Here is a 19845-nt window from a genome sequence, read left to right on the forward strand (position 1 = left end):
CAGGCCGGATCAGGGAGCGGGGTCTGGTGCATGGGGTCTCCCCAGGCCCTCTGGGCCTAGGGGACGGATCGCAAGGCGGAGGAGGGAGTCAACGCGGAGCGTTGGGGACCGACGACAACGCGGCTGGGGGTACCCCCTGCTCGAAGAGCTTGGGGGAGCGGTGCCAGGGCCCGCGAGCCCGGCGTGATCCAAACGAGAGGCCCTAGGGTGGGGAGATGTCCGTCATCGATCTGGGGGAGTACGGCGCGGACTTCACCGCGAACCCGTATCCCTACTACGCCAAGCTCCGCGAGAGCGGTCCCGTCCACCACGTCCGCATGCCCGACGGCTGGGAGTTCTATCTCGTCGTCGGTCACGAGGAGGGCCGGGCCGCGCTCACCGACCCCCGGCTGGTGAAGTCGCCGTCCGTCATCGGCTTCGTCCCGGTCGACGAGGAGGTCATCGGCCCGAACCTGCTCGCCGTCGACCCGCCGGACCACACCCGGCTGCGCAAGCTCGTCGCGCGGGAGTTCACCGCCCGGCGCGTGGAGGCCCTGCGCCCGCGCGTGCAGGAAATCGCCGACGAGCTCGTCGAGGCGATGGCCGCCGAACCGGCCGGCCGGGCCGACCTCGTGGACGCCTTCGCCTTCCCGCTGCCCATCACCGTCATCTGCGAGCTCCTCGGCGTCCCGACCGCCGACCGCGAGTCCTTCCGCCGCTGGTCGAACGAGCTGGTCGCGCCGACCGGAGGCACGCCCGAACGGGAGATCGTCGAGGGCTTCGGCGCCTACCTCGACGAACTGATCGAGGACAAGCGGGCGGCCGGGCCCGCGGACGACCTGCTGTCCGCGCTCATCGCCACCCGCGCCGAGGACGGCGACCGGCTCTCCCTGCCCGAACTGCGCGGGATGGCCTACCTGTTGCTCATCGCCGGGCACGAGACGACCGTCAACCTGATCTCCAGCACCCTGCGCGCCCTCTTCGCCCACCCGGACCAACTCGCCGCCCTGCGCGCTGACTTCGGGCTCATCGACGGGGCCGTCGAGGAAGGGATGCGCTACGACGGCCCGGTGGAGACCAGCACCTTCCGGATCGCCAAGGAGGCGACCAGCGTCGGCGGTACGGACATCCCGGCCCACGCGCCGGTCTTCGTCTCCCTCGCGGGCGCCGACCGGGACCCGGCGCGCTTCCCCGCACCGGACCGCTTCGACATCCGCCGCGAACCGCGCGGGCACCTCGCCTTCGGGCACGGCCTGCACTACTGTCTCGGCGCGCCGCTCGCCCGGCTGGAGGGCGCCGTCGCGATCCGGACACTCCTGGAGCGGTTCCCCCGGCTGGAACTCGACCCCGAAGCCGCTCCCTGGGAGTGGATGCCCGGCCTGCTCATCCGCGGCGTGCGCCGCCTCCCCGTCCGGTGGTGACCCGATGACCGACACCGCACCCGCCCAGGACTTCGGCCTCGACCTCGCGCGCAAGGTCCTCGACGCCCAGCCGTTCAGCCGGCTCGTCGGCGCCCGGCTCACCGCCTTCGGCGACGCCGGGGCGACCCTGGAGGTGGACCTCCGCGAGGAGCTCCAGCAGCAGAACGGCTTCGTCCACGGCGGGGTGCTGTCCTACGCCGCCGACAACGCGCTGACCTTCGCGGCCGGCGCGGCCCTCGGCCCGGCGGTCCTCACGGCCGGGTTCTCCATCCAGTACGTCCGCCCGGCCGTCGGCGCGACCCTGCGCGCCCGCGCCTCGGTCGTCCACGCGGGCCGCCGCCAGGCGGTCGTCCGGTGCGACCTGCTGGCCGTGGACGGCGAGGGCACCGAGACCCTGTGCGCGGTCGCCCAGGGAACGGTCCTCGCGGCGACGGGCTGAGCGGACCGGCCCGCCCGGTCGGCTTGACGTCCGGTCCGCCACCCGCCCGGTCCGCCTTAGGTCCGGTCTTCCTTAGGTCCGGTCCGCCTACGACGGGATCTCGTCCAGGCGGACCGGGCGGCCCTCGCGCCGGGAGCGCTCGCACGCCTCGGCGATCCGGAGCGCCTCCAGAGCCTCCCGCCCGTCGCAGGGGTTCGGCGCCTCGCCCCGTACCAGCCGGACGAACGCGTCCAGTTCGGCCTCGTACGCGGGGGCGAACCGCTCCAGGAACCCCGTCCACGGCTTGACCGGGGCCGCCGGGCCGGCCGGCTCCACCGAGGTGAGCGGCGTCCGGTCGTCCAGGCCGACCGCGATCTGGTCCCGCTCGCCCGCCAGCTCCATCCGGACGTCGTACCCGGCCCCGTTGCACCGGGTCGCCGTCGCGGTCGCCAGCGTGCCGTCGTCCAGGGTGAGCACCGCCGCCGCGGTGTCCACGTCACCGGCCTCGCGGAACATCGCCGGTCCCGCGTCCGAGCCGGTCGCGTACACCTGGACGACCTCCCGCCCGGTCACCCAGCGCAGTATGTCGAAGTCGTGCACCAGACAGTCCCGGAAGAGCCCGCCGGAGAGCGGCAGGTACGCGGCGGGCGGCGGGGCCGGGTCGGAGGTGGCCGCCCGTACGGTGTGCAGCCGGCCGAGCCGCCCGGACCGCACCGCCTCCCGCGCGGCCGCGTACCCGGCGTCGAAGCGGCGCATGAACCCGAGCTGGAGCTCCGTCCCCGCCGCCTCGACCGCCCGCAGCGCGCCCAGCGTGCCCGGCACGTCCAGGGCGATCGGCTTCTCGCAGAAGGCCGGCAGCCCCGCGCCCGCCGCGCGGCCGATCAGCTCGGCGTGGGCCGCCGTGGCGGAGGCGATGACCACGGCGTCGAGCGCGTGGTGCTCCAGGAGCGCGTCCACGCCCGGCGCCGGCTCCGCCCCGACCGCCCCGCCGACCCGCGCCGCCCGCTCGGCGTCCGCGTCGGCCACCACCAGCGACTCGACCTCCGGGTGCCGGGCGAGCACGCCCGCGTGGAAGGCCCCGATACGACCCGTTCCGATCAGTCCGATACGCATGGCCCCCAAGGTGGTCCCGGACCAGGGCCCTGTCAAGGATTTGTCAGGACAATCGGACTTCACCACTTCCTGTCATCATCTCCTCGGGCTACGCTCCCGTCCGTGTCCAAGCAGCCCCCGCCCGCCGAGCCGCCCCACCTCGCCGTGGACCGCACCAGCCCGGTCCCGCTCTACTACCAGCTCGCCCGGCAGCTGGAGGCGGCCATCGAGAACGGGGCCCTTGCCCCCGGGAGCCTGCTCGGCAACGAGATCGACCTCGCCAACCGGCTCGGCCTCTCGCGGCCCACCGTGCGGCAGGCCATCCAGTCCCTGGTCGACAAGGGGCTCCTGGTCCGCCGGCGCGGCGTCGGCACCCAGGTCGTGCACAGTCAGGTCCGGCGTCCGCTGGAGCTCAGCAGCCTCTACGACGATCTGGAGGCGGCCGGGCAGCGCCCCGCCACCCGGGTCCTCGTCGACCGCGTCGAACCCGCCGCCGCCCGGGTCGCGGCGGCCCTCGGCGTACCGGAGGGCAGCGACGTCCGGTACGTGGAGCGGCTGCGTACGGCGCACGACGAGCCCATGGCGTACCTGCGCAACCACCTTCCGGCCGGGCTGCTCGACCTGGACGCGGGACGCCTGGAGGCGACCGGTCTCTACCGGCTGATGCGCGGCGTCGGTATCACCCTGCACAGCGCCCGTCAGACCGTCGGCGCCCGCGCCGCCACGGCCGCCGAGGCCGCACTGCTCGCCGAGGAGGAGGGAGCCCCGCTGCTCACCATGGAACGCACCACGTTCGACGACACGGGGCGCGCCGTCGAGTTCGGCTCCCACCTCTACCGGGCGTCGCGGTACGCCTTCGACTTCCAGCTCCTGGTCCGCCCCTGACCCGCCCCTCGCACGACCCGCACATGACCCACTCATGACCCACTGAAGTCCGCGCGACCCCCATGACCGATACTGCAATGCACGCAGAAGGACACAAAGGAGGGCACGGCCTCGTGACCAGGCTTCGGACAGGAGGGGTACGCGCCGCAGTCGGCGCCGTGCTCGCGGTGGCGCTCACCGCCGCACTCGCGGGGTGCAGCAGCACCGGCGGGAAGCGCGCGGAGGACGCCCGCAAGGCGGCCGCGGCCCAGGGGAAGGCGGCCGTGAACACCCCCCGGTGGACCTTCGCCATGGTGACCCACTCCGGCGACGGCGACACCTTCTGGGACATCGTCCAGAACGGCGCCGAGCAGGCCGCCGTCAAGGACAACATCAACTTCCTCTACGCCCACAGTGACGAGGCGCAGCAGCAGGCCCAGCTCATCGACTCGTACGTCGCGAAGGGCGTCGACGGCCTCATCGTCACGCTGGCCAAGCCCGACGCGATGAAGACGGCCGTCGAGAAGGCGGTCAAGGCCGGCATCCCGGTGATCACCGTCAACTCCGGCTCCGAGCAGTCCCAGGCCTACGGCGCGCTCACCCACATCGGCCAGGACGAGACCGTCGCGGGCGAGGCCGTCGGCGACGAGCTGGACGACCGAGGGAAGAAGAAGGCCCTGTGCGTCCTGCACGAGCAGGGCAACGTCGGCCACGAGCAGCGCTGCGCCGGAGCGAAGAAGACCTTCGACGGAGAGATGACGAACCTGTACGTCGACGGCACCAACATGCCCGACGTCCAGGCCTCCATCGAGGCCAAGCTCCAGGCGGACCCGGCCATCGACGCCGTCGTCACCCTCGGCGCGCCCTTCGCGGACGCCGCCGTCCAGGCGAAGAAGACCGCGGGCTCCGGCGCCGAGATCGACACCTTCGACCTCAACGCCAAGGTCGCCACCGGGCTCTCCTCCGGCGCCCTCGGCTTCGCCGTGGACCAGCAGCCCTACCTCCAGGGCTACGAGGCCGTCGACCTGCTCTGGCTGTACAAGTACAACGCCGACGTCCTCGGCGGTGGCAAGCCCGTCCTCACCGGACCCCAGATCATCACCAAGGAAGACGCCGCCGCGCTCAAGGGCTACACGGAGCGGGGCACCCGATGAGCGGTCTCGCCCCGACGGGCGACGGCATCGACCATGTCGACGAGCGGCTGCTGCGCACCTCCCCGCTGAAGAAGCTGCTGGCCCGGCCCGAACTCGGCTCGATCGTCGGCGCGATCGCCCTCTTCGTCTTCTTCTCGCTCGTCGCCGACAGCTTCCTGACCCCCTCCAGCCTGGGCACGGTCCTCTACGCGGCCTCCACCCTCGGCATCATGGCGGTGCCCGTCGCGCTGCTGATGATCGGCGGCGAGTTCGACCTCTCGGCGGGCGTCCTGGTCACCAGCTCGGCGCTGATCTCCTCGATGGTCAGCTACCAGATGACCGCCAACGTCTGGGTCGGCGTCGGAGTCTCGCTGCTCGTCACCCTCGCCATCGGCGTCTTCAACGGCGTGATGCTGACCCGCACCAAGCTCCCGAGCTTCATCATCACCCTCGGCACCTTCCTGATGCTGACCGGTCTGAACCTCGGCTTCACCAAGCTCATCAGCGGCACGGTCTCCACGAAGTCGATCGCCGACATGGAGGGCTTCCCCTCGGCGAAGAAGCTCTTCGCCTCCCAGCTGACCATCGGCGACGTCGAGCTCAAGGTCACCATCCTGTGGTGGATCGGCCTGGTCGCGGTCGCCACCTGGATCCTGCTGCGCACCCGCTTCGGCAACTGGATCTTCGCCGTCGGCGGCGGCGCCGACGCGGCCCGCGCGGTCGGCGTCCCGGTCAGCCGCACCAAGATCGGCCTCTACATGGGCGTGGCCTTCTGCGCCTGGATCTCCGGCCAGCACCTGCTTTTCTCCTTCGACGTCGTCCAGTCGGGCGAGGGCGTCGGCAACGAGCTGATCTTCATCATCGCGGCCGTCATCGGCGGCTGCCTGATCACCGGCGGCTACGGCTCCGCGATCGGCTCCGCGGTCGGCGCGTTCATCTTCGGCATGACCAGCAAGGGCATCGTGTACGCCGAGTGGAACCCGGACTGGTTCAAGTTCTTCCTGGGCGCCATGCTCCTGCTGGCGACGCTGCTGAACGCCTGGATCCGCAGGCGCGTGGAGGCAACCAAATGACCACGGAGGCCACTGCTCTCGTCGAACTCGACGACGTCAGCAAGTTCTACGGCAACATCCGCGCCCTCGAAGGGGTCTCCCTGGAGGTCCACGCCGGCGAGATCACCTGCGTCCTCGGCGACAACGGCGCCGGCAAGTCCACCCTCATCAAGATCGTCGCCGGTCTGCACCGGCACGACGCCGGCACCTTCCGCATCGAGGGCGAGGAGGTCTCCCTGGCCAACCCGCGCGAGGCCCTGGACCGCGGCATCGCCACCGTCTACCAGGACCTGGCCGTCGTCCCGCTCATGCCGGTCTGGCGGAACTTCTTCCTCGGCTCCGAGCCCACGAAGGGCAAGGGGCCCTTCAAGAGACTCGACGTCGAGCTGATGCGCGAGACGACCCGGACCGAGCTGCTCCGGATGGGCATCGACCTGCGCGACGTCGACCAGCCCATCGGCACCCTCTCCGGTGGCGAGCGCCAGTGCGTGGCCATCGCCCGGGCGGTCCACTTCGGCGCGAAGGTCCTGGTCCTGGACGAGCCGACGGCGGCCCTCGGCGTCAAGCAGTCCGGCGTGGTCCTCAAATACGTGGCCGCCGCACGTGACCAGGGCCTCGGCGTGGTCCTCATCACCCACAACCCGCACCACGCCTACCTCGTCGGCGACCGTTCCGTCCTGCTCAAGCGGGGCGCCATGGCGGGCAGCCACACCAAGAGCTCCGTCACCCTGGACGAGTTGACCCGGCAGATGGCGGGCGGCAGCGAGCTGGACGACCTGCGGCACGAGCTGGAACGCCCCACGTCCTCGTAACGGCCCTCCGACACCGCACCTGGCAGAATCGAGCCGATGAGTACCTACCGCGACCTCTCCCACCGCGGCGCCGCCCGGGCGACGGTGCTGCGGACCGTCGGCACCCGGGAACGGCGCTCGCACCTGACCGCGCCCCGGGTGCCCACCGTCGGCATCGACATCGGCGGTACGAAGGTCATGGCCGGGGTCGTCGACGCGGACGGCACGATCCTGGAGAAGGTCCGCACCGAGACGCCGGACAAGTCCAAGAGCCCCAAGGTCGTCGAGGACACCATCGTCGAGCTGGTCCTGGACCTCTCCGACCGGCACGACGTGCACGCCGTCGGCATCGGCGCGGCCGGCTGGGTCGACGCCGACCGGGCCACCGTCCTGTTCGCCCCGCACCTCGCCTGGCGCAACGAGCCGCTGCGCGACTCGCTCCAGTCCCGGCTCGCCGTGCCCGTCATGGTCGACAACGACGCCAACACGGCCGCCTGGGCCGAGTGGCGCTTCGGCGCCGGGCGCGGCGAGGACCACCTGGTCATGATCACACTCGGCACCGGCATCGGCGGCGCGATCCTGGAGGACGGCCGGGTCAAGCGCGGCAAGTACGGGGTGGCCGGCGAGTTCGGCCACATGCAGGTCGTCCCCGGCGGCCACCGCTGCCCCTGCGGCAACCGCGGCTGCTGGGAGCAGTACAGCTCCGGCAACGCCCTGGTCCGCGAGGCCAAGGAGCTGGCGGCCGCCGACTCCCCGGTCGCGTACAACATCATCGAACGGGTCAAGGGCAACGTCCCCGACATCACCGGACCGCTGATCACCGAGCTGGCGCGCGAGGGCGACGCGATGTGCGTCGAGCTCCTCCAGGACATCGGCCAGTGGCTGGGCGTCGGCATCGCCAACCTGGCCGCCGCCCTCGACCCCTCCTGCTTCGTCATCGGCGGCGGCGTCAGCGCCGCCGACGACCTGCTGATCGGCCCGGCCAGGGACGCCTTCCGGCGCCACCTCACCGGCCGCGGATACCGCCCCGAGGCCCGGATCACCAAGGCCCAGCTCGGCCCCGAGGCCGGCATGGTCGGCGCCGCCGACCTCGCCCGGCTCGTCGCCCGCCGCTTCCGCCGCGCCAACCGCCGCCGCGTCGAGCGCTACGAACGCTACGAGCGGTACGCCCAGGTCCTCCGGGCCGCCACCGATCCGCGCACCTCCTCCCGCTCCGCCCAGGACCGCACCACCCAGGACCCGCCTTCATGACCGTCCCCTCCCCGACCACCTCTCCCGAACAGGCCCCGAAGATGCCGGAGGACCGGCGGCACATGATCCGCCGTCGCTGGCTGACGGCGATCATCATCGTGCTGCTCGTCGGCATCCCCGCCGGGTACCTCATGATCTCCGCGGGGCAGAGCCGCGACAGCGGCCGCGACAAGGAGCGCGAGTCCTCGGCGACCGGTCTGAGCGACAACTGGCCCTCGCTGATGAAGCGCCGCGTCTTCGAGGTGCCGATCCCGGCGGGCAGCAAGAACGTCGCCTACTTCGAGACCAGCAACTGGAAGACCAGCCGGCTGTACGTCCAGTTCACGACGACCGCGGGCCGTCTCGACGCCTTCCTGAACGGGGTCGGCTCCAGCCGCTCGGCGCTGACCTCCGGCACGGTCACCGTGAGCCCGCGCGACGCGGACATCGTCGGCTGGACCTTCCCCGCCGACCGCGTCTGGTCCTCCACCACGGTCACCCGCGACAAGCCCAGGCCCAGCCAGGACATCACCGTCGACCTCACGGACCCCGCGTCCCCCACCGTGTTCGTGGTGTCCACCACGACCCCCTGACGGGTCCCGCACACCGCCCCACGTGGCCGCCGCCGCTACCGGGCGGCGTCCGCCCGCGCCTCCCGTCCGTGCGGGCTCGCGTCCCGCTTCCGCTGCTCGGCGCCGCCCGCCGGGACGCGCACCGTCGCCACCACGAGCAGTGCGGCGACCGCCCCCAGCGCCGCCGCCACGACAAGGACCGCGTTCAGGCCGGACGTGAACGCCTCACGCACCAGGCGCGCCATCTCGGCGCGCTCGCCTTCCGGCCATCCGGCGATGACCGACCGGGCCTGTCCGCCACTGAGCGCGGCGGCCGTGCCGTGCGGGTCGGGGACACCGCCGTCGGCCTTCAGCACCCCCTCGATCCGCGACTGGAAGATCACGCCGAACACGGCGATCCCCAGGGCGAAGCCCAGCTGGCGGACGGTGTTGACCGCGCCGCCCACCATGCCCGCGCGCTCGGGCGGGACCGTGGCCAGGGCCGCCGCCGCCAGGCTCGGTGTCACGAGGCCGACCCCCAGCCCGGCGACGAGGAGCCCCGCCACCAGGCTGGTGCCCGAAGAGCCCGCGTCGAGGGTGGCCTGCATGCCGGAGCCCAGGGCGACGAGCGCGAGGCCTCCCGCGATGGCCGCCCGGGGCGGCCAGGGGCCGAAGCGGCCCGCGAGGGCCGAGGCGACGAACGCGGAGGCGCACATGGGCAGGATGTACAGACCTGCCCGGACGGGCCCGTACCCCAGGACGGACTGCATCCACAGCGACGCGTACAACAGAGAGGCGAACGCGGCGCCCTGCAGGCACAGGGCGCCGATCATGATGCCGGTGAACGAGGGCCGGCGGAACAGCGACAGGTCGAGGACGGGGTGCTCGTGCCTCGTCTCGACCACGACGAAGAGGGTGAGGGCGGCGGCCGCCGCCGCGAACAGGCCGAGGGTGAAGGGTGCCGTCCAGCCGTCGGTGTGGGCTCGGATCAGCCCGAACGTGAGGGCCCCGCTCGCCACCGTGAACGTGACCACGCCGAGGACGTCCGCCGGCTGCCGGCCCTCGCCCCTCGCCTCGCGCACCGAGCGCAGCGTCATCACGACGGCGGCCAGGCAGACCGGCACGTTGACGAAGAAGATCCATCGCCAGTCCAGGTACTGGGTGAGAAGTCCGCCGACCATCGGCCCGGCCGCCGCGGCGACCGAGTTGGTGGCGCCCCACACGGCGAAGGCGACGCCCCGCTCCCGGCCGCTGTAGTGCATGCCGAGCAGCGCGATCGTCGTACCGAACATCCCGGCGGCGCCCAGGCCCTGTACCGCCCTGGCGCCGATCAGCACCCCCGCGTTCGGGGCGACCGCGCACATCACCGACGCCGCGGTGAAGACGAGCAGCCCGACGAGGTACACCTTCCTGCGGCCGATCCGGTCGGCGCGGGATCCGACGCCGAGCAGCAGCGACGCCAGGGCCAGCGCGTAGACGTCGACCACCCACTGCAGGTCGGAGAGCGTGGTGCCGAGGTCCGCCGCCATGGCGGGCAGCGCCACGACCACGATCGTGACGTCGAGGAGCAGCATGAAGGTGCCCAGACAGATCGCCGTCAAGGGCCACCACTTGCGCATCCGAACCCCTTTCCTGCCCGCCCGCACGGAAGAGGCGCTCCCGGCGGGACCATGATTCACGGCGGAGCGGTGATTCCCCCCAGGACCCGCGCGCCACGCCCGGCGCGTGGACCGCAGGGAGGTAAGCCCAGGTCCGCCTGGACGATCAGCGGTGGCAGGTCGGAACGCCCGCTCATAGCTTCGTCACATGACCAGACGACAGATCTCCCTCCTGGCCTGCACCGTGGCCCTCGTCGCCACCGGGCTCGGCGCGACCACCCCGACGGCCCACAGCCGCACGGTGCACCGGGTGAAGCCCGGCGAATCCATCCAGACGGCCGTGGACGCCGCGAAGCCGGGGGACACCATCGTGCTGTCTCCCGGTACCTACCGTGAGAGCGTCCGCATCACCACATCGGACGTGACCCTGCGCGGCTCGACCGTCTTCCGCACGGTCATCGCGCCCTCCAAGGCCGCCGCCGACAACACCTGCGCCAAGGCCGGACACGGCATCTGCGTGACCGGCAAGGACGGCAGCCCCGTCAAGGGCGTCACCGTGCGCTCGCTGACGCTCCAGGGATTCGCCAAGAACGGTCTGTGGGCCTCGCGGACCGACCGCCTGAAGGTCCATCGGGTGACGGCCGAGAGGAACGGCAACTGGGGCATCGCCCTGGAGAGGTCCGTCCGCAGCGAGCTGACCCACAACGTCGCCCGGGACAACGCGGACGCCGGCCTCTTCGTGTCCAACACCACCGACACGGAGGCCGGGGCCGTCGACGCCGAGGGGACCCGGATCAGTCACAACCGTCTCTCCGGCAACCGGATCGGCATCACGGTGCGGCGCCTGCGCAACCTGACCGTCGACCGCAACGAGGCGACCGGGAACTGCGCCGCCGTGTTCGTGGTGGGCGACGAGTCCACACCGCGCGCCGGGGCGATGAGCCTGCGCGGGAACCACATCCACTCCAACAACAAGCACTGCCCCAAGACGCCCCGACTGCCCTTCCTGCAGGGCTCGGGGATCGTCCTCACCGGCGCGGAGGAGACGCTGGTCGCGCGGAACCGGATCGAGGACAACGTGGGCACCTCGCCGCTGTCGGGCGGCATCGTGCTCTTCAAGAGCTTCGTCGGGGCCCTCAACGAACGCAACGAGATCCGCGACAACGTCGTCCTGCGCAACGGTTCGGCCGACCTGGCCAACCGGGACACCGGCAAGGGCAACACCTTCAGCGGCAACACCTGCGAGGTCTCCGAGCCCGCGGGCATGTGCTGAACGGTCGGATCCACTCCCTCACCCACGGCACGACTGCACAGACAAGGCGACAGATGACGACTGTTGATCCGGCTCCGCCGCCGCCCATGAGGCTGCGGGAACTCGTATTCGGGGCGGCGTGCGCCGCCGCCGTACGCGCGGCCGCCCGCCTGGGCGTGGCCGACGCCCTGGGCGACACGCCCATGACCGTGGAGGACCTCGCGGCGGCGGTCAAGACCCAGCCGCGGACCCTGCGCCGACTGCTGCGCGCCCTGTCCTGCCAGGGGGTCTTCGCCGAACGGGCCGACGGCACCTTCGTCCACACGGAGATGTCCCGGCTGCTGCGCGAGGACGACCCGCAGAGCCTGCGCTACATCGCCCTGTGGTGCACCGAGCCGTGGACGTGGGACGTCTGGCCGAAGCTCGACGAGGCGGTGCGCTCCGGCCGCAACGTCTTCGAGGACGTGTACGAGAGGGAGTTCTTCGCGTACCTCAACGAGGACGCGCCCGAGTCCGCGTACGTGTTCAACCGGGCCATGACGACGTCGAGCCGGCAGTCGGCCCAGGACGTCGCCGACCTGCTGGATCTGCACGGCGTGTCGTCGGTCGTCGACATCGGCGGCGGGCAGGGGCACGTCCTGGCGAGTCTGCTGGAGAAGCACCCCGACCTGCACGGCACGCTGCTCGATCTGCCGAGGGTGGTGGAGAACGCCGATCCGCGCCTGCGGGCGGACGGTCCGCTGGCCTCCCGGGTCCGGATCGTGCCCGGCGACTGCCGTGAGGCCATCCCCGTCCAGGCGGACGTGTACATCATCAAGAACATCCTGGAGTGGGACGACGACAGCACCCGCAGGGCGCTCGCCAACGTCCGCCGGGCGGCGCGCCCCGGTGCACGGGTCGTCGTGATCGAGAACCTCGTGGACGACACGCCCTCGATGCGGTTCACGACCGCCATGGACCTGCTGCTGCTCCTCAACGTCGGCGGCGCGAAGCACACCCGGCAGAGCATGGTCGACCGGCTGACGGACGCGGGGCTCGTCATCGACGAGATCCGCCCGGTCAACGCGTACCTCCACGCCTTCGAGTGCACCGTGCCCGCCTGAGGGCGGTGAACGAGGACACCCCGAAACCCGAGGCCGCCCGCTCCGCGTCGTTCGCGGGGCGGGCGGCCTCGGGTTTCGCTGCCGGGCGCGTACGGACCTCGGGGGTCAGGAACCCCCGTCGCGTTCCCAGCGGTAGAAGCACTGTGCCATGGCGTCCTTGGGGCTCCGCCACGTCTGCGGGTCGTACGCGCTGACGTACGCCGACAGGCGCTCGCTGGTGTCCCGGAACTCCGGGTGGCCGGCCAGCTTCGCGATGGCCGGCGCCGGGTCCTGGTCCGACTCGATGAGGTGCAGGTACACATCACCGAACTGGAACAGCCGACGTCGGGTGACGCCGACGAGGTGCGGGAGTTCGCCGCGATCGGAGGCGGCGAACACGTCGGCGATCGCCGGTGCCGAATCCGGCACCATGCGGGCGACGATCAGAGCGTGGTGCATCGAGCGTCCTTCCTGGGGAGCGCGGCCGCTGCGGGTGCGCAGGTGGGCGGGTGCGCGAGAGCCGCGGGGGTGCGCGGCCCGGTGCGGGTCAGCCGGGCAGGACCGAGGCGCTCCGGCGGTCGCGGGCGACCTGCTCGATGCGGTCCCGGATGAGGGCCATCTGCGTACGGGAGTTGCGGTTGATGTTGTCGGTCATCCAGTCGTCGTCGACCGGAGCCTCGGGCTTCATCGCGAAGTCCTGGACCCAGCGCATGTGCACGCCGGCCGGCGTCTCCTCGTACTCCCACCGGATGTTCATGTGGTCGAACGGGCCGGTCTCGACGCGGCGGGCGCGGACCGTCCGCCCGGGGCGGTCGACGGTGCGCTCCGACACCCAGCTCCAGACCTTCCCGGACTCGTCCGGGTGCATGGTCAGGCGGAAGGTGGTCGAGTCGCCCTCGCGGTCGAGCACCTCCAGGGAGGCGTATTCACTGAAGAGGCTGGGCCAGTTCTCGATGTCGTTGGTGATGTCCCAGACGAGATCGAGCGGGGCGTCGATGGTGATGCTGTTGTCAGTGTGACCGGACACCGTCAGACTCCCGTCTTGAGGGCGGTGTTGACGAGGTCGAGGAACTCGGCCGGCGTCTTGCAGCGCTCGGCGTCGGTGGGCAGCGACACGCTGTACCGGTTCTCCAGCTCGCCGACGATCCCGAGCAGGCCGAGCGAGTCGACGCCGAGACCGGCGAACGGCGTGTCCGGCGCCTTCTCCAGCTCCGGGACGGGGACGGTGACCCCGGCCGACTGCTTCATCAGCGCGGCGAGTTCCTCGAAGGTGAGGGTGGTGGTGATCATCTGTGCTCTCCTTCCCGCCCGGTCCTACCGGGCGGATTCGTCGCCGCGGCGCAGGACCAGCGCCGCGTTGGATCCCATGAGTCCCCGGCTGAGGACCAGGGCCGTGCGCAGCTCGGCGGGGCGAGCGCGGGACATCACCAGATCGAGGTCGTGGCAGATGTCGAACACGTTGGGGGTGGGCGGAACGACGCCGTGCTCCATCGCGAAGACCGCGGCGGCGGTGTCCAGGACGGGTGCCCCGCAGTAGGCACGGCCGATGCCCGTCTTGGGCGCCGTGACGGGTACGCGGGTGGCGTGGTCCCCGAGGGCGTCGGCGATCGCCAGCGCCTCGGCACGGTCCGCCTCCGGTACGCCCAGGGCGTCGGCGAAGACGACGTCGATCTCCTCGGGGGCGCACCCGGCCTCGTCGAGGGCGACGCGGACGGCGCGGGCGAGTCCCTCCCGGGACTCCTCCCACCGGGAGGCACCGGTGAACGTGGCGCCGTGGCCGGCCACGACGGCCCGGACGGCCGCTCCCCGGTCGCGGGCGCGGGACTCGTCCTCCACGACGAGCATCGCGCCGCCCTCCGCCGGGACGAACCCGCAGGCTCCTCGGGTGAAGGGCCGGTAGGCGCGGTCCGGGTCCTCGACGGTGCTGAGCTCCGGGTATCCGAGCTGGCACACCATCGAGTACGGGGCGAGCGGCGCCTCCGCCGCTCCGACGATCACCGCACCGGTCCCACGTCGTACGGCCCGGGCCGCGTGGGCGAGGCCGTCCAGGCCTCCCGCCTCGTCGCTCGCGACGACGCCGCACGGCCCCTTGAACCCGCTCCGGATGGAGATCTGGCCGGTGCTCGCGGCGTAGAACCAGGCGATGGACTGGTACGGGCCGACGAACTTGGATCCCTGGCCCCAGAGCTTCTGGAGCTCTCGCTGGCCGAACTCGCCGCCACCGGAACCGGCCGCGGTGACCACGCCGATCGAGAAGGGCTCCTCCGGATCGTCGAGGGCGAGGCCGGCGTCGTCGAGGGCGAGCTGGGCCGCGGCCATCGCGTAGTGGCTGAAGCGGTCGGTCTGGACGAGGAAACGCTCCTCGATCAGGTCCGAGGCGTCGAAGCCCCGGACCTCGCCCGCGACCTTGAGCGGCAGCTCCTGGCAGCCCTCGCGGGTGATCCGGTCCAGTACGCCGAGGCCTTCCCGGACGGACTTCCAGTACGTGTCGGCACTCAATCCGTTGGGAGCGATCACACCGATGCCGGTGACGACCGCCCGCCGTGGGCGCTCAGTGCTCATCGTGTCCTCCCGCCCGGCCCCGTCAGGAGGACCGCGGACTGGAAGCCGCCGAATCCGCTGCCCACGGAGAGCACGTTCCTGAGCTTCCGGGGGCGGGCGGTGCGCGGCACGTAGTCCAGGTCGCACTCGGGGTCGGGGGTCTCGTAGTTCGCCGTCGGAGGTACCACCTGGTGCTTCAGCGCGAGGACGCACGCGGCCACCTCGATCGCGCCGATCGCGCCCAGCGAGTGCCCCACCATGGATTTGATGGAGCTCATGGGCGTGTCGTAGGCGTGCGCGCCCAGGGACAGCTTCACGGCGGCGGTCTCGTGCCGGTCGTTCTGCCGGGTGCCCGAGCCGTGCGCGTTGACGTAGTCGATCAGCGTGGGGTCGAGACGGGCCTGGTCGAGCGTGGAGTCGATCGCCCGTGACATCTCGAGCCCTTCGCCGGTCAGACCGGTCATGTGGTACGCGTTGCCGAAGGTGGCGTAGCCGCCGATCTCGCAGTAGATGTGCGCACCGCGAGCCCTGGCGTGCTCGTACTCCTCCAGGACGAGCACGGCCGCGCCTTCGCCCATGACGAAACCGTTGCGGTTGTTGTCGAAGGGCCTGGAGGCGTGCTCCGGGTCGTCGTTGTCGGGCGACGTGGCCTTGATGGCGTCGAAGCAGGCCATGGTGATCGGGGATATCGGGGAGTCCGACGCGCCCGCGATGCAGACGTCCGCCCGGCCCTCCTCGATGGTGTGGAAGGCGTAGCCGACGGCGTCGAGGCCGGAGGTGCAGCCGGTGGAGACGGTCTGCACCGGGCCGCGGGCGCCGAACCGCTCGGCCACGACGGAGGCGAGGGTGCTCGGCGAGAACGCCAGGTGCAGCTTGGGGTCGGCGGCGCGGTGGTCCACGTCCCACCGCTGCCCGCCCTCGCTGACCAGGACGTAGTCGTGTTCGAGCCGGGTGGTGCCGCCGACGGCGCTGCCCAGGGAGACGGCGACGCGCCAGGGGTCCTCGCTGTCGGTGTCCAGTCCGGAGTCGCGGACGGCTTCCCCGGCGGCGACGACGGCGAACTGGATGTACCGGTCGGCGTGCCGGCTCAACTCCGGGTCGAGGCCGTGCTCCGCCGGGTCGAAGTCGCACTCGGCGGCTATCCGGGAGCGCAGCCCGACCGGGTCGAACAGGGTGATGCCACGGGTCGCGGTACGGCCGGCGGCGAGGAGGTCCCAGAACGCCTTCGCTCCGGTGCCGCCCGGAGCGACCACACCGATACCGGTGACGGCCACACGCCGGGTCACTCGATGGCCCCGCTTCGCTCGGACACCTGTCCCGGGTCGCCCACGGTCAGGTGCGGGCCCGCGGCGGCGAGCTCGGCCTCGTCGGTGACCTCGGTGTCGACGTGTCCGAGGCTCGGCCGGGGGGCGAGCGGGCCCAGGTGGAAGACCATCCGAGCCTCCACGTCGCCCACGTTGCGGAAGCGGTGTCGCATGTCGATCGGGATCAGGAGACCCTGATCGGTCGTGAGCGCGTACGTCTCGCCGTCCAGGTCCACTTCCAGCGCGCCCGAGACGACGTACACGAACTCCTCGGAGTACGGGTGGTAGTGCTCGCCGATGCGCTCGCCCGGTTGAACGATGGCCAGTCCCATGAAGCCGCTGGTGGACCCCACGGTGGCCGGCGTGAGCATGGCCCGCAGGTCACCTCCGCGCCTGCGGTTGGGTTCCGTCTCGTCCAGGGTCACGATGCGTGGGCGCTGCTTGAGCATGGTGGGTACCTCCGGATGTGGCAGTGACGTGCTGAGGGGCGACTGCTACGGGGCCGCGACCGGCTGTCAGGAATCGGCCGTGCGGTCGGTGACGGGCAGCATGTCGGCGTGCGACAGAAGCCGGTTGACGTTGCGCTCCGTCTTCAGGGAGCCCTCGACGCCGATCGCGGCGCCGTCGAGAAGGAGTTCCAGCTCCGCGGCCTTCCCGGAGCCCTTGAGCCCGAGCGAGGCGACGGGGTCCAGGTCGAGTTCGCCCGTGATGTCGACGAGGCGCACCACGATGTCGTCGCGCTGGAACACGGTGCTGCCGTACACCGGGCTGTCCGGATCGTCGGCAGCGGCCCGGTCCTGATGGGCGAGCAGCCGGGCCAGCTCCATCCCGCGGCCTTCCTTGGCCGGGTAGTACAGCGCGTGCCGTCGCAGCTCGGCCGGGGCCGGCCGGCTGGACACCACGTGCTGGACGGCCGGGAGCGCGGCCCGGGTGAAGAACACCCGTGCCGACTCGGGGTCGGTCAGGTCCCGGTCCTGCTCCAGGTACGGGTTGATGGCCTCCTCGACCGCCCGTACCTCGGGCTGACGGGCGACGTGCCGGAGCGCCACCAGGAGGTCGCCCTCCACCTCCACGGCCCGCACGACGCGATTGCCGTGCATGAAGAGGGAGGTACGGCGCAGCCGCGTGGTCTCGTCGACCTGGGCCCGGGGTGACTCGTACCCGGCCAGGAGCTCCGCCACCTTCGACTCGGAGCCCGGCTTGACGGTGAAGGTGAGGGCGTGGCGTGCCACACCGTCGCCCACGCGGGCGGCCACCTGCGCGTCCGCCGGCGCCGCGGCCCGCGAGGCCGACCGATCGGGACCGGTCTCCCGGAGGATGCTGTAGCGCATGGAACGGGTGTCCCGGACGCAGCTGTGCATCGGCTTGACCGTCTGGACGTGCTCCTCGCTGTTCACCCATGCGAGGAACGGCGGGGCGCTCTCCCACTCGCTGGTGATGAGCCACTGCGACGGGTTCTCGATGGACTGGCAGAGCTGGTCACTGATGTGACCGGGAACGGAGGCGACCTGCTTGCGCATGAGTTCGTACGCGTCCAGGAACTGCTCCTGCGCTCCTTCGTACAGGTCGAGCAGGAGGATGACCCGCAGTCTGGAGCCGTCGAAGGCAGACTGCGAGATGCGTCCCGAGGGGGCCATCCGGCACACCTCTTCTCTTCTCAGTGGGGGGTGGGGAAACGACCTGCGCGACCGAAACGCCGGAGTCGTGATGTGTCGATGGTTGACAGGAGCGCCGAGAGCGCGCGAGCCCGAAAGAGCGGACGAGTGAACCGCGTGTCATCCGGGTGCCCCCGGCACGCGGACCCGTCCCCGAAGGGCTTGAATCTGGATCCCATCCCCGACCCGCGTCGCAGGACGCCGGGAGACGAACAATGAACCGATTCGACGTGGCCGGCGAAGCAGCAGGTCACCGTACGCCCGTACTCATCGTCGGCGGCTCACTGGTGGGCCTGTCCACCTCACTGTTCCTGGGACGCCTCGGAGTTCCGCACACACTGGTCGAGCGCCATGCGGGCACCTCGATCCACCCGCGCGGCCGCGGCAACAACGTGCGCACGATGGAGCTGTTCCGCTCCGCCGGGGTCGCGCGGTCCATCCAGGAGGCCGCGTCCGTCCTGGCCCACAACAGCGGCATCCTGCAGACGCCGAGCCTGGTGGGTGATGCCGGTGGGTGGCTGTTCAAGGAGATCGACCCAGGCGGCGGTCTCGCCCGCTTCAGCCCCGCCGCGTGGTGCCTGTGCAGCCAGAACGACCTCGAACCGGTGCTGCTCGAACGCGCCCGGGAGCTGGGCGGGGACCTGCGCTTCTCGACGGAGCTGATGTCCTTCGAGCAGGACGCCGAAGGGGTGACCGCGCAGGTCAAGAGCCGCGACACCGGCGAGCACACCACCATCCGCGCGGACTACCTCGTCGCGGCGGACGGCCCGCGCAGCCCGGTGCGCGAGCTGCTCGGCATCGGGCAGAGCGGTCGGGGCGACCTGTTCCACAACGTGAGCGTCACCTTCGTCTCGCGCGGCCTCGCGGACGTCGTCGGGGACCGGCACTTCATCGTCTGCTACCTGACGAACCCGGAGGCCGACGGGGCCCTGCTGCCGGTCGACAACCGGGAGCGCTGGGTGTTCCACGCTCCCTGGCACCCCGAAGACGGCGAGACGCTGGAGGAGTTCACCGACGAGCGGTGCGTCGCACACATCCGGCGGGCCGTGGGAGTGCCGGACCTCGATGTGGAGATCACCGGCAAGGCGCCCTGGCACGCGGCGGAACGCGTCGCCGAACGCTACGGGGACGGCCGGGTGTTCCTCGCCGGCGACTCCGCCCACGAGATGCCGCCCACCGGGGCGTTCGGCTCCAACACCGGTATCCAGGACGCGCACAACCTCGCCTGGAAACTCGCCGCCGTCCTGGGCGGCTGGGCCGGCCCCGGACTGCTCGCCTCCTACGACGCGGAGCGCCGGCCGGTGGCGGAGGCGACGAGCGCCCGCGCCTCGTCGCGATCGGTCGAGCACAGCCACCCCGGGTACGCCCCCGGCACCGGATCCGACAGCCCCAAGGGCAGGAAGGGCGGTCTGCTCAACGAGGTGCTCGGCTACCGCTATCCGCGGGGCGCCGTCCTGGGCGCCGACGGGTCGCTGCCGGTCGTGTCCGAAGGGCTGCGGCTGACGGGCGAACCCGGGAGCCGGGCACCCCACGTGTGGCTGAACCGCGCCGGTACCCGGATCTCCACCCTCGACCTGTACGAGCGGTCCCTTGTGCTCCTGAGCTCCGAGGACGGCGCCGGCGGCTGGCACACGGCGGCGACCCGCCTCCGGCAGGAGCTGCCGGTGCCGCTCGACTCGTACCGGATCGGCGACGGCCCCGACGCGGAGCTCGCGCCCGAGGACGACACCGACTGGAAGGAGACCCACGGCGTCACCGTGGACGGCGCGGTCCTCGTCCGTCCCGACGGGTTCGTCGCGTGGCGGTCGGAGGGGGCGCCGCCGGATCCCGGAGCGGCGTTGGAGCAGGCCGTCATGGCGATCCTGGGCCGGGTCTGACCCCT

Annotated in this window: 20 protein-coding genes; 11 read left to right on the forward strand and 9 right to left on the reverse strand. The window is 71.7% G+C overall.

What is annotated here, in order from left to right; genetic code table 11:
* The first annotated feature begins 215 nt into the window (after positions 1 to 215).
* Positions 216 to 1400 (forward strand): cytochrome P450, encoded by a 1185-nt coding sequence (locus tag ACF09C_RS05770; protein ID WP_392089133.1) that lies wholly within the window; start codon positions 216 to 218, stop codon positions 1398 to 1400.
* 4 nt (positions 1401 to 1404) lie between these two features.
* On the forward strand, positions 1405 to 1839 hold the full coding sequence (locus ACF09C_RS05775) for a PaaI family thioesterase (RefSeq protein ID WP_392089136.1): 435 nt from the start codon (positions 1405 to 1407) through the stop codon (positions 1837 to 1839).
* An 87-nt stretch (positions 1840 to 1926) separates the two neighbouring features.
* Here ACF09C_RS05775 and ACF09C_RS05780 read toward each other — a convergent pair whose 3' ends face one another.
* Positions 1927 to 2931, reverse strand: a complete 1005-nt coding sequence (locus ACF09C_RS05780; protein WP_392089138.1) for a Gfo/Idh/MocA family oxidoreductase — start codon at positions 2929 to 2931, stop codon at positions 1927 to 1929.
* A 144-nt stretch (positions 2932 to 3075) separates the two neighbouring features.
* On the opposite strand from ACF09C_RS05780, the gene ACF09C_RS05785 reads away from it, so the two are divergent.
* From ACF09C_RS05785 to ACF09C_RS05810, 6 genes are all read left to right on the forward strand, one after another.
* Positions 3076 to 3795: a GntR family transcriptional regulator gene (locus ACF09C_RS05785; RefSeq protein ID WP_392090227.1), complete on the forward strand. Its 720-nt coding sequence runs from the start codon at positions 3076 to 3078 to the stop codon at positions 3793 to 3795.
* A gap of 113 nt (positions 3796 to 3908) precedes the next feature.
* The gene (locus tag ACF09C_RS05790) at positions 3909 to 4928 is read left to right on the forward strand and encodes a sugar ABC transporter substrate-binding protein (protein WP_362412512.1); all 1020 of its coding nucleotides are present in this window, start codon (positions 3909 to 3911) and stop codon (positions 4926 to 4928) included.
* Positions 4925 to 5980, forward strand: coding sequence for an ABC transporter permease (locus tag ACF09C_RS05795; RefSeq protein WP_392089140.1), 1056 nt, complete (start codon positions 4925 to 4927; stop codon positions 5978 to 5980). Before ACF09C_RS05790 ends, ACF09C_RS05795 begins: the two co-directional genes overlap by 4 nt.
* Entirely contained in the window at positions 5977 to 6771 is a 795-nt protein-coding gene (locus ACF09C_RS05800) for an ATP-binding cassette domain-containing protein (RefSeq protein ID WP_392089142.1), read from the forward strand. Before ACF09C_RS05795 ends, ACF09C_RS05800 begins: the two co-directional genes overlap by 4 nt.
* A gap of 36 nt (positions 6772 to 6807) precedes the next feature.
* Positions 6808 to 8001, forward strand: a complete 1194-nt coding sequence (locus ACF09C_RS05805) for an ROK family glucokinase (RefSeq protein ID WP_392089144.1) — start codon at positions 6808 to 6810, stop codon at positions 7999 to 8001.
* Positions 7998 to 8573 carry a hypothetical protein gene (locus ACF09C_RS05810; RefSeq protein ID WP_392089146.1) on the forward strand — a complete coding sequence of 192 codons (576 nt, stop codon included), beginning with the start codon at positions 7998 to 8000 and terminating at the stop codon, positions 8571 to 8573. The genes ACF09C_RS05805 and ACF09C_RS05810 overlap by 4 nt, the downstream gene beginning before the upstream one ends.
* Before the next feature lie 35 nt (positions 8574 to 8608).
* Here the strand turns inward: ACF09C_RS05810 and ACF09C_RS05815 are convergent, their stop codons facing one another.
* Entirely contained in the window at positions 8609 to 10150 is a 1542-nt protein-coding gene (locus tag ACF09C_RS05815; protein WP_392089148.1) for an MFS transporter, read from the reverse strand.
* Between the two features lie 187 nt (positions 10151 to 10337).
* Here ACF09C_RS05815 and ACF09C_RS05820 point away from each other — a divergent pair, with 187 nt between their 5' ends.
* Both ACF09C_RS05820 and ACF09C_RS05825 read left to right on the forward strand, forming a co-directional pair.
* A complete protein-coding gene (locus ACF09C_RS05820) occupies positions 10338 to 11402 on the forward strand; it encodes a right-handed parallel beta-helix repeat-containing protein (RefSeq protein WP_362412493.1) in 1065 nt (354 codons plus the stop codon).
* A 53-nt stretch (positions 11403 to 11455) separates the two neighbouring features.
* Positions 11456 to 12484, forward strand: coding sequence for a methyltransferase (locus ACF09C_RS05825; protein ID WP_392089150.1), 1029 nt, complete (start codon positions 11456 to 11458; stop codon positions 12482 to 12484).
* 105 nt (positions 12485 to 12589) lie between these two features.
* On the opposite strand, the gene ACF09C_RS05830 is transcribed toward ACF09C_RS05825, so the two are convergent.
* From ACF09C_RS05830 to ACF09C_RS05860, 7 genes are all read right to left on the reverse strand, one after another.
* Positions 12590 to 12922, reverse strand: a complete 333-nt coding sequence (locus ACF09C_RS05830; RefSeq protein WP_362412487.1) for a TcmI family type II polyketide cyclase — start codon at positions 12920 to 12922, stop codon at positions 12590 to 12592.
* Between the two features lie 88 nt (positions 12923 to 13010).
* Complete coding sequence (locus tag ACF09C_RS05835; protein WP_392089152.1) at positions 13011 to 13490, reverse strand: SRPBCC family protein; 480 nt, start codon at positions 13488 to 13490, stop codon at positions 13011 to 13013.
* A 2-nt stretch (positions 13491 to 13492) separates the two neighbouring features.
* The gene (locus ACF09C_RS05840) at positions 13493 to 13753 is read right to left on the reverse strand and encodes an acyl carrier protein (RefSeq protein ID WP_362412481.1); all 261 of its coding nucleotides are present in this window, start codon (positions 13751 to 13753) and stop codon (positions 13493 to 13495) included.
* A 24-nt stretch (positions 13754 to 13777) separates the two neighbouring features.
* Complete coding sequence (locus tag ACF09C_RS05845; RefSeq protein ID WP_392089154.1) at positions 13778 to 15025, reverse strand: ketosynthase chain-length factor; 1248 nt, start codon at positions 15023 to 15025, stop codon at positions 13778 to 13780.
* Positions 15022 to 16290, reverse strand: coding sequence for a beta-ketoacyl-[acyl-carrier-protein] synthase family protein (locus tag ACF09C_RS05850; protein ID WP_392089155.1), 1269 nt, complete (start codon positions 16288 to 16290; stop codon positions 15022 to 15024). Before ACF09C_RS05850 ends, ACF09C_RS05845 begins: the two co-directional genes overlap by 4 nt.
* The gene (locus ACF09C_RS05855) at positions 16287 to 16757 is read right to left on the reverse strand and encodes a cupin domain-containing protein (protein ID WP_392089157.1); all 471 of its coding nucleotides are present in this window, start codon (positions 16755 to 16757) and stop codon (positions 16287 to 16289) included. Before ACF09C_RS05855 ends, ACF09C_RS05850 begins: the two co-directional genes overlap by 4 nt.
* Positions 16758 to 16823: 66 nt before the next feature.
* Positions 16824 to 17945: a SchA/CurD-like domain-containing protein gene (locus ACF09C_RS05860; RefSeq protein ID WP_392089159.1), complete on the reverse strand. Its 1122-nt coding sequence runs from the start codon at positions 17943 to 17945 to the stop codon at positions 16824 to 16826.
* 233 nt (positions 17946 to 18178) lie between these two features.
* Between ACF09C_RS05860 and ACF09C_RS05865 the strand changes: the two genes are divergently transcribed.
* Complete coding sequence (locus ACF09C_RS05865; protein ID WP_392089161.1) at positions 18179 to 19840, forward strand: FAD-dependent oxidoreductase; 1662 nt, start codon at positions 18179 to 18181, stop codon at positions 19838 to 19840.
* Positions 19841 to 19845: the final 5 nt, after the last annotated feature.

The sequence above is a fragment of the Streptomyces sp. NPDC014870 genome, assembly GCF_043081505.1.
Taxonomy (GTDB): domain Bacteria; phylum Actinomycetota; class Actinomycetes; order Streptomycetales; family Streptomycetaceae; genus Streptomyces.

Coding starts and splice junctions, on each gene's coding strand:
- ACF09C_RS05770 (WP_392089133.1), top strand. CDS start 216: ATGTCCGTCATCGATCTGGGGGAGTACGGCGCGGACTTCACCGCGAAC.
- ACF09C_RS05775 (WP_392089136.1), top strand. CDS start 1,405: ATGACCGACACCGCACCCGCCCAGGACTTCGGCCTCGACCTCGCGCGC.
- ACF09C_RS05780 (WP_392089138.1), bottom strand. CDS start 2,931: ATGCGTATCGGACTGATCGGAACGGGTCGTATCGGGGCCTTCCACGCG.
- ACF09C_RS05795 (WP_392089140.1), top strand. CDS start 4,925: ATGAGCGGTCTCGCCCCGACGGGCGACGGCATCGACCATGTCGACGAG.
- ACF09C_RS05800 (WP_392089142.1), top strand. CDS start 5,977: ATGACCACGGAGGCCACTGCTCTCGTCGAACTCGACGACGTCAGCAAG.
- ACF09C_RS05805 (WP_392089144.1), top strand. CDS start 6,808: ATGAGTACCTACCGCGACCTCTCCCACCGCGGCGCCGCCCGGGCGACG.
- ACF09C_RS05810 (WP_392089146.1), top strand. CDS start 7,998: ATGACCGTCCCCTCCCCGACCACCTCTCCCGAACAGGCCCCGAAGATG.
- ACF09C_RS05815 (WP_392089148.1), bottom strand. CDS start 10,150: ATGCGCAAGTGGTGGCCCTTGACGGCGATCTGTCTGGGCACCTTCATG.
- ACF09C_RS05820 (WP_362412493.1), top strand. CDS start 10,338: ATGACCAGACGACAGATCTCCCTCCTGGCCTGCACCGTGGCCCTCGTC.
- ACF09C_RS05825 (WP_392089150.1), top strand. CDS start 11,456: ATGACGACTGTTGATCCGGCTCCGCCGCCGCCCATGAGGCTGCGGGAA.
- ACF09C_RS05830 (WP_362412487.1), bottom strand. CDS start 12,922: ATGCACCACGCTCTGATCGTCGCCCGCATGGTGCCGGATTCGGCACCG.
- ACF09C_RS05840 (WP_362412481.1), bottom strand. CDS start 13,753: ATGATCACCACCACCCTCACCTTCGAGGAACTCGCCGCGCTGATGAAG.
- ACF09C_RS05845 (WP_392089154.1), bottom strand. CDS start 15,025: ATGAGCACTGAGCGCCCACGGCGGGCGGTCGTCACCGGCATCGGTGTG.
- ACF09C_RS05855 (WP_392089157.1), bottom strand. CDS start 16,757: ATGCTCAAGCAGCGCCCACGCATCGTGACCCTGGACGAGACGGAACCC.
- ACF09C_RS05860 (WP_392089159.1), bottom strand. CDS start 17,945: ATGGCCCCCTCGGGACGCATCTCGCAGTCTGCCTTCGACGGCTCCAGA.
- ACF09C_RS05865 (WP_392089161.1), top strand. CDS start 18,179: ATGAACCGATTCGACGTGGCCGGCGAAGCAGCAGGTCACCGTACGCCC.